At 57.9% G+C, this 7,262-nt stretch carries 6 protein-coding genes and 1 pseudogene; 4 read left to right on the top strand and 3 right to left on the bottom strand.

The annotated features are described in order from the left end of the window. Positions 1-76: 76 nt before the first annotated feature. Positions 77-1,552, bottom strand: coding sequence for an IS1380 family transposase (locus RWM61_RS19665; protein ID WP_314004018.1), 1,476 nt, complete (start codon positions 1,550-1,552; stop codon positions 77-79). Between the two features lie 305 nt (positions 1,553-1,857). Between RWM61_RS19665 and yunB the strand changes: the two genes are divergently transcribed. Continuing rightward, the gene (yunB, locus tag RWM61_RS19660; protein ID WP_314004015.1) at positions 1,858-2,784 is read left to right on the top strand and encodes a sporulation protein YunB; all 927 of its coding nucleotides are present in this window, start codon (positions 1,858-1,860) and stop codon (positions 2,782-2,784) included. Between the two features lie 102 nt (positions 2,785-2,886). Here the strand turns inward: yunB and RWM61_RS19655 are convergent, their stop codons facing one another. Beyond that, positions 2,887-3,969, bottom strand: a complete 1,083-nt coding sequence (locus tag RWM61_RS19655; RefSeq protein WP_314004012.1) for a M23 family metallopeptidase — start codon at positions 3,967-3,969, stop codon at positions 2,887-2,889. 134 nt (positions 3,970-4,103) lie between these two features. Here RWM61_RS19655 and lipA point away from each other — a divergent pair, with 134 nt between their 5' ends. Together lipA and RWM61_RS19645 are read left to right on the top strand one after the other, a co-directional pair. Continuing rightward, complete coding sequence (gene lipA, locus RWM61_RS19650) at positions 4,104-5,000, top strand: lipoyl synthase (RefSeq protein ID WP_314004009.1); 897 nt, start codon at positions 4,104-4,106, stop codon at positions 4,998-5,000. A 42-nt stretch (positions 5,001-5,042) separates the two neighbouring features. Next, positions 5,043-5,981, top strand: a complete 939-nt coding sequence (locus tag RWM61_RS19645) for a YutD-like domain-containing protein (protein WP_314004006.1) — start codon at positions 5,043-5,045, stop codon at positions 5,979-5,981. 117 nt (positions 5,982-6,098) lie between these two features. Here RWM61_RS19645 and RWM61_RS19640 read toward each other — a convergent pair whose 3' ends face one another. After that, positions 6,099-6,713 (bottom strand): superoxide dismutase, encoded by a 615-nt coding sequence (locus RWM61_RS19640; protein WP_314004004.1) that lies wholly within the window; start codon positions 6,711-6,713, stop codon positions 6,099-6,101. A gap of 383 nt (positions 6,714-7,096) precedes the next feature. On the opposite strand from RWM61_RS19640, the pseudogene RWM61_RS19635 reads away from it, so the two are divergent. Beyond that, a pseudogene (locus RWM61_RS19635) lies at positions 7,097-7,262 on the top strand (GNAT family N-acetyltransferase); the annotation flags it as partial.

Genomic DNA, 7,262 nt, shown 5'->3' with positions numbered 1-7,262 from the left:
CGGGTTTGTTTGCTATTGTCTTTTTATTGCAACTGAGATTTATTTTCAGGATAGATTTATTTTCAGGATAGATTAGTCAGGCAACTCTGGATTCGTCCTGTGGTCGTAACCGATCGGCGAACGTTCGGAGCTTGCACTGTATCGTGAGTACAATCGCTTCCAGATCCGGACAAGCCGCCAATCGAATGTGCTGATACCGACCGAATCCGACCACATTGCCTGGTACCTTTAGCACGACTCGGCGAATCGTCTTCACTTCGCACCGCTGCATATTTTCCGGCATCAGCGTCTGCTTGAACCAGACGATCAGGTTATACGCGATCGCTTTGATCCAACTGAACAACAGATTGTTCAGCATCCGGTGCTGACTGTTTTGTTCGACGGCATAGCCATCCTTCAACTCGTCTATGCGGTTCTCAACGTTTGCCCGTTGATTGTAAGAACGCAGCAGCGGCAACGGTTTGTCTTCCGTATTCGTTACGATCGCTTGGTACGAGTAGAGCGTCAATGCCATCGTCAACTGATCCTCCGAGGTTTTCTCGGTTTGCGTGGCTTCCCGGTAGATCACGCAGCGCCGCGCTTTGTCCCAGCTGGATTGTATGATCTGGATGTCAGCCGCCGCCCAATGCTCATCCTCTGTGGCGAATTGGATGCTCTTTTCATGCTCGGCGAGTGTTTCCCAGAATCGCGGATGCTGCTCCAAGTAGGCAATGGCCTTCTTGACGGTCGCCTTCTTCGGCAGTTTGAACATGTAGAGCCAGCCTTTTTCTTCAGCGTATCCCATCACCGCCGGATCAGCAAACCCGCAATCGGCACGGATGCCTTCGATGATATATTCAGGTGGCAACATGGCTTCAACTTCTTGGACAAACGAAAGGAAGTCTTTCATCCCGTTCGTGTTGCCCGGATTTAGTTGCAGGTGGATGAGCTCTCCCGTTCCTGCCACAAATGCGACGCGCACCTTGTACGAAGGGCGACCGTGATAGCGAGGATTGTAGCCGCTCATCGCGCCTTCCTGTTCACCAAAGAGCGTGATGACCGTATCGTCAATGTCGATCCAAACAAGGCGTTTGCCCTCAAGCCGGGCCTTGCGGCGCAGCAGGTCCTGATTGATCGCAACCAATTGAATGAGGTGGCTCCAAGTCATACCCTTAAGCAGTCCACGAAACGTGCTTTCCTCCGGGAATCGCTCGATCTCTTTGATAATCTGATAGCCCGGATCGGATTGCAGCGCGTTCATGTGCAGAAAGCGCGTGTGCCCGAGCAACGCACAGTCCGTCAGATAATCGATAAGTGCTGAAGCCGAGTAGACGCAGTTGCTTGCACGTTCGATTTGAAGATGGTCCTCCACGATCCCTTTGAAGCCGACGAGTTCTTTGAACAGCTCGATAAATTGGAAGTTACCGGCTTCCGTGACGGTATCGTTGTCGAAAGTAACATCGCGCATCTTCTTCATCGTTTTCTTGATGCGGCGGCGTTCTGCCAGGATTGCAATCCGTCTTTCACGGCGTGTTTTTTGTTCTGGCGTATGGGCCTGCGTTTGTGTTACCATGTTGCTATGGACACTTCCTCTCGTGGTAATAGTGGGCTACTTTACCATTTGACAAGAGGCACGCGGTGTCCTGTTTTTATTGCGAAAAAATTAGCAACTTTTTGTGACCAATAAACCTTGATCTGATGCGGTTTTTTCAACTTTTTAAGGAGTTACTTTCCGAATCCATGTTCAACAAAACAATTATAAAGCGTGGACCATCCCGAATTAAATATTTAAAGTATTTTCCGGAACCGCCGCATAAGCTTGGGATAGGGGAGAAAGGACAGAGTGGTGCCGTACGGCCTTGTGGGAGGGGGATTCCGATGGCCGGTTGGAGGAGAAGGCGGCGGTGGCGCAGCAGGGGGAGAGGTCGCGGCGGGGTATTCCGGATTCGGCTCGGAGGCAAAAAGCTGGCGCTGCTCATCCTGCTGCTGCTTGCCGCGATGACGGTTCAAACCTTTGTGTTCATCGAGAAAAATTTGCGTCCGCCCCTGATGACGGTAGCCACGCTGCGCGTGAAGCAGATTGCGACGGAGTCGATCAACAAGGCGATATCCGAGCAGGTTGCCGGCAAATCCGACTACGAGCGGCTGGTCGAGTGGAAGACGAACGCGGACGGCAAGGTGTCGGGCTTCATGCTGAATTACGGCGAGCATATGCGCATCACGTCGGAGACGATTCAAACGGTCCAGAGCACGCTTGACCAGATTAAACAAGTCCCCGAATATATCCCCGTCGGGCAGGCGCTCGGCAGTGCGATCATCTCCTCCTTCGGGCCCAGGGTGCCCGTGCGTTTGGAGCCGGTCGGGGCCGTCAAGGTCGACCTGAACACGCGCCAAACCGACGCGGGCATCAACATGATCCTGGTGGAAGTGTTCATCCGGATCCGGGCCGAGGTGGCGATCATCATTCCGTTCGATACGGCGCCGGAAAAGGTGGAGACGGAAATTCCGATCTCCTACCTGCTGGTGGTCGGCGATGTGCCGATGTATTACTACGACAACAAAGGCAATCCCGTCGGCGGCTCCGCGCAAAATTCGCCGAACATCGCGCTGCCGATGAATCCGGGCGGCGGTGTGCCTGCGCAGCCGGAAGGGGCGGCGGGTGAGACCGGATCAGAGGGCGGCGTGCGGGAGGATGGCGTTACGATCGGTCCCGCTCCGGCGGATAGCAGGAATGGGCGCGAGGGCGAAGCCGGTCCGGACGACGGCGGTGAAAGCGGCGCGAACGGCGCTGCCGGCGCCGGCTAGCGGAATAGCGATGGAGCCACGGTTGCTTCCTTGCCGCCGGCCCAGGATGCCGCCATTGACACGAATGCGTCCGCACAACGAGAACCCGCCGGGCGGCGGGTTCTATTTTTTCTTGCCGCGTATTTTCCGCCATTCCTCCCGTTCCCACGCCCTGAGGCTGGGATATGGATCGAATGCCCATTCGACCAGGCCGCGGTCGCGGTATACGCCGTAGTGCAGATGGGGCGGAAACTTGCCCTGCGTGCCCGGCTTGCCGTACCCGGAGCTGCCGACCCAGCCGATCGTCTGGCCGGGCGACACGATGTCGCCGACCGACAGCTTTTTATCGAAACCGGACAGGTGCGCGTAATAATGATACACGTTGTCGAGATCGCGGATGCCTACCCGCCAGCCGCCGAACGGGTTCCAGCCCTTCACTTCGATGATGCCGTAGCACGTGCTGCGGACGGGGACGCCGTAACCGGCAAAAATATCCGTTCCCTCATGAATGCGGTACCCGCCCCAGCCGCGGCTTGCGCCCCAGGTGCTCCGGTACGAGTAATCGGCCCGGACGGGCAGCGGAAAAGCGTGCTCGAACAGGTCCAGCCGGTCGAAGGCGGCATACAGCCGCGAAAACTGCATGACCCGTTGCACGGCCCGCGTATTGTGGTAATATTCCCACAGCCCGATGGCGAAGTCGTCCGCGGCGGTCCCGTGTGCCAACACATGGTTTGCTATCGTGAACAGGACGTCGGCATCGTTCTTCCTGTCCGCTTTGCCGTCGCCGTCGCCGTCCCGTCCGATCCCGCCGAAATGGCGGATAGCAGCGGGTGAAGTCTCGTCCTGGTCGGGATTCAAGGCACCGCTCCAGCGGGAGGGCGGAATGTAGACGGACAGCAAGCCGCCGGAAGCGGGCCGCGATTTCGGCCTTGCTTTGGTCAGCGTCCTCTCGTATTGGTCGATGGCCGCCAGATAATGCCACGGGATGCCGGTAAGGGTGCTGATCTGGTCGAAAATGTTCCGGCGCCGGGCCATCAATTCGGCTGCCGTCGGTTCCTTTGCCGGAGCGGGCTTCGTCTCCGCCTGCGGCGCCGGAACGGCCGCCGAGCCGGTAGAGACGGGCGCGGATGAAGCCAGCAGAGCCGCCAGGCCGAGCGCCGCCCATTTTCGGATGCTGCTTAATGGCTGTTCCCATTTCCGTCGCATGTCGGTTCAGTCGCCTCCTTATCTGCGGTTAGCATTTGCATATCATTGGTTTTTATCCGATTCGTGCTATAATAAGGGATAGTCGACACTCGAGCGGAGCAGGCTCCGCTTGCCAAGAAAGCAGGTCAAGCCTCATGAGCACAAAACAGCGAAACAAAGAGCCTAAGCCGGATTGGCTTCGCATAAGACTTACGACCGACGGCAATTATGCCGAAATCAAGGATATGATGCGCTCGAAAACGCTTCATACTGTATGCGAAGAAGCGCGATGCCCGAACATTTATGAGTGCTGGGCGAACCGCACGGCGACCTTTATGATTCTCGGCGATATATGCACGCGGGCTTGCCGCTTCTGCGCGGTCAAGACGGGTCTGCCGACGGAGCTCGATTTGCAGGAGCCCGAACGCGTGGCCGAGGCGGCCGTGCAGATGGGATTGCGCCATTGCGTCGTTACGTCGGTGGCGAGGGACGATCTCGCAGACGGCGGCGCGTCCATTTTTGCGGCGACCGTCCGCGCGATTCGCGAGAAGCTGCCGCTGTGCAGCATTGAAGTGCTGATTCCGGATTTTCAGGGCAACTGGGATGCGCTGCGGGTCGTCATGGACGCCAAGCCGGACATTCTGAATCACAATATCGAGACGGTGGAGCGGCTGTCCGACAAGGTTCGGGCCAAGGCGAAATACGGCCGCTCGCTGGAATTGCTGAGAAGGGCGAAGGAGATGGCGCCTTCCATTCCGACCAAGTCGAGCATGATGCTCGGCGTCGGGGAAGAACGCGAGGAAATTTTGCGCGCGATGGACGACTTGCGGGCGGTGGACGTCAACATCCTGACGCTCGGCCAATATCTGCAGCCTTCGCCGGCGCATCTCGCGCTGGAGCGCTACGTGCATCCGGACGAATTCAAGGCATTGAAGCAGGCAGGACTCGCGCGCGGCTTCAGCCACGTGGAATCCGGACCGATGGTGCGCAGCTCCTACCACGCGCACGAGCAGGTGCAGTCCGCGGCGCAGGCGCAGCCAGCGAACGGCTGATTGCCTGAGTTTGCAGGAACGATCGGAAATGGGGGTTCACCGGTGATTCAAATCGCAGGCAGACTTTACGAGCTTATCCATGAGCATAAGAACGCTTGGAACCCCGAGGCGTTCAAAGGGCGGTACAGCGACGTGCTGGATCGTTACGATTATATTATCGGGGACTGGGGCTATAACCAGCTGCGGCTGAAGGGCTTTTACAAGGAGGGCCACCCCAAGGCGACGAAGGAATCGACGATTGCGTCCTTGGTCGATTACATTAACGAGTATTGCAATTTCGGCTGCGCCTATTTCGTGCTTCAGAAGGCTCCGGGGAGCAAAAGGCCGGAAGGCGAGTATGTGCCCGAAGGCATTACGCCGGATGAAGAAGGCCGATTCGTCGCGCTGGACCGCGAGGATGCCGCAGCCGTCACCGACGAAGTCGACGCAGACGGCGAGCGCGCGGCTCGTCAGCCGGAGCCCCCGATAGGACGGATGGGGGATTGGCGTCAGAACCGTTACGGTCTGCAGCGTGAGCGCCCGACGCCCGTGCCCCGCGAAGCGCAGTCGGGCGCGGGCCGCGACGGGCAGCACGGGAAACAGCGCGACCGTGACCGGGACAAGCAATCTGGCGGCGGCAATCGCGGCAACCAGCCCGGCGGCAATCGCGACTATCAGGAGCATCGGTCGGGGGCGGGGAAGCCGCAATCCCACCGGAATGGGCCGTCGCGCCATGCCCAGGGACAAGCCCAGGGCGGCCAGCAAGGTCAACGGCAGCACGGACGCGGCCCGCAGCAGGGCGGCGGGCAGGGCCAGCAGGGCGGCCGTCCTCCTAGGCAGCAGCAGGACCGGCAGCGGGATTCGAAGGGCGATCAGGATCGTCAAGCGCAGCGCCAGCCTAACGGCGGACCGCAGGGGGCCGGAGGCGGGGGCGGCCAAAGCCAGGGGCAAGGCCAAGGCAAGAACCGGCCGCGGCCGGAGCGTCAGGAGCCGGAGGCGTGACGGTCGGGTCAGTCGGCCGGGGCATGACCTTTCATGAGCGCGCATGTTGAACCGTGCGGCACACACAACGCAAATCGACCCCCGGAGCGTCCGGGGGTCGATTTGCGTTAAGCATTCTTATTTTTTGGCGGCGTCGTAACGCTTGCCGACTTCGGACCAGTTCACAACGTTCCAGAAAGCTGCGATATAGTCCGGGCGTTTGTTTTGGTATTTCAGGTAGTAGGCGTGCTCCCATACGTCGAGGCCGAGGAGCGGCGTGTCGCCTTCCATAAGCGGGCTGTCCTGGTTCGGAAGGCTGTATACCTTCAGTTTGCCTTGCGGCGACAGCGCGAGCCATGCCCAGCCGGAGCCGAAACGGGTTGCGCCTGCTTTGGCGAAGTCCTCCTTGAACTTCTCGAAGCCGCCCAGCTCGCTGGCGATTGCGTCAGCCAGCGCGCCGGTCGGCTCGCCGCCCGCGTTCGGGCCGATCGTTTCCCAGAAGAGGGAGTGGTTTGCATGACCGCCGCCGTTGTTGCGAACAGCCGTGCGGATCGATTCGGGAACGGCGTTCAGATCGGAGATCAGCTCTTCGATCGATTTGCCTTGCAGCTCAGGAGCGGACTCAAGAGCCGCGTTGAGGTTCGTCACATAGGCGTTGTGGTGCCGGTCGTGGTGGATCATCATCGTCGTTTCGTCGATGTGCGGTTCAAGCGCGTTGTTCGGATAAGGCAGTGGCGGCAATTGGTGAGCCATTGGTATTACCTCCCGTATGTAGGTTTTTTCAAGCCATATTATCCCTTATTCGATCGAATAAATCAACAAAAATGTTTAAAAAGTCGACCGACCGGGGACGGTCTCGGCACGCATAACCCGAATGAAACAAGCCGCTAGCCGTGTCCCATAGAAAATTACCCTAACAAGGATGGCTTGAATCGTCGGATTTTATACAGAATTTGAAGAACTTCCAAACGCCGGGATGTAAACGTTTGATATAAAGCGTTTTCACAAAGAAACCGACGTTTTTCTAACTTTTTTAATGAATTTTAAAGATTTATGCAGGAATTTACCCCGAATTGTCGTATATGTTAAGTTGCTCGTCATCATTCTTTATGACCTAATTTGCGGGGGTACAGTACATGCACGTTCGTTCTTTCCAACTTTCCGACTATCGCCCTGTCACTCAGCTGTTGCAAACGGTCCTGTCGGAAGTCTGCTATGAAGAAACGATGGAAGCATTCGCTCGTCAATTGTCCTGGGACAGCGAGCTGGTATTGGTGGCATCCGTCGACAACGACATTGCCG

The organism is uncultured Paenibacillus sp. (assembly GCF_963515335.1).
Lineage (GTDB): Bacteria > Bacillota > Bacilli > Paenibacillales > Paenibacillaceae > Paenibacillus_I.
The sequence above is the reverse complement of the archived record's forward strand: the minus strand, read 5'-3'. Positions and strand labels throughout refer to the sequence as shown.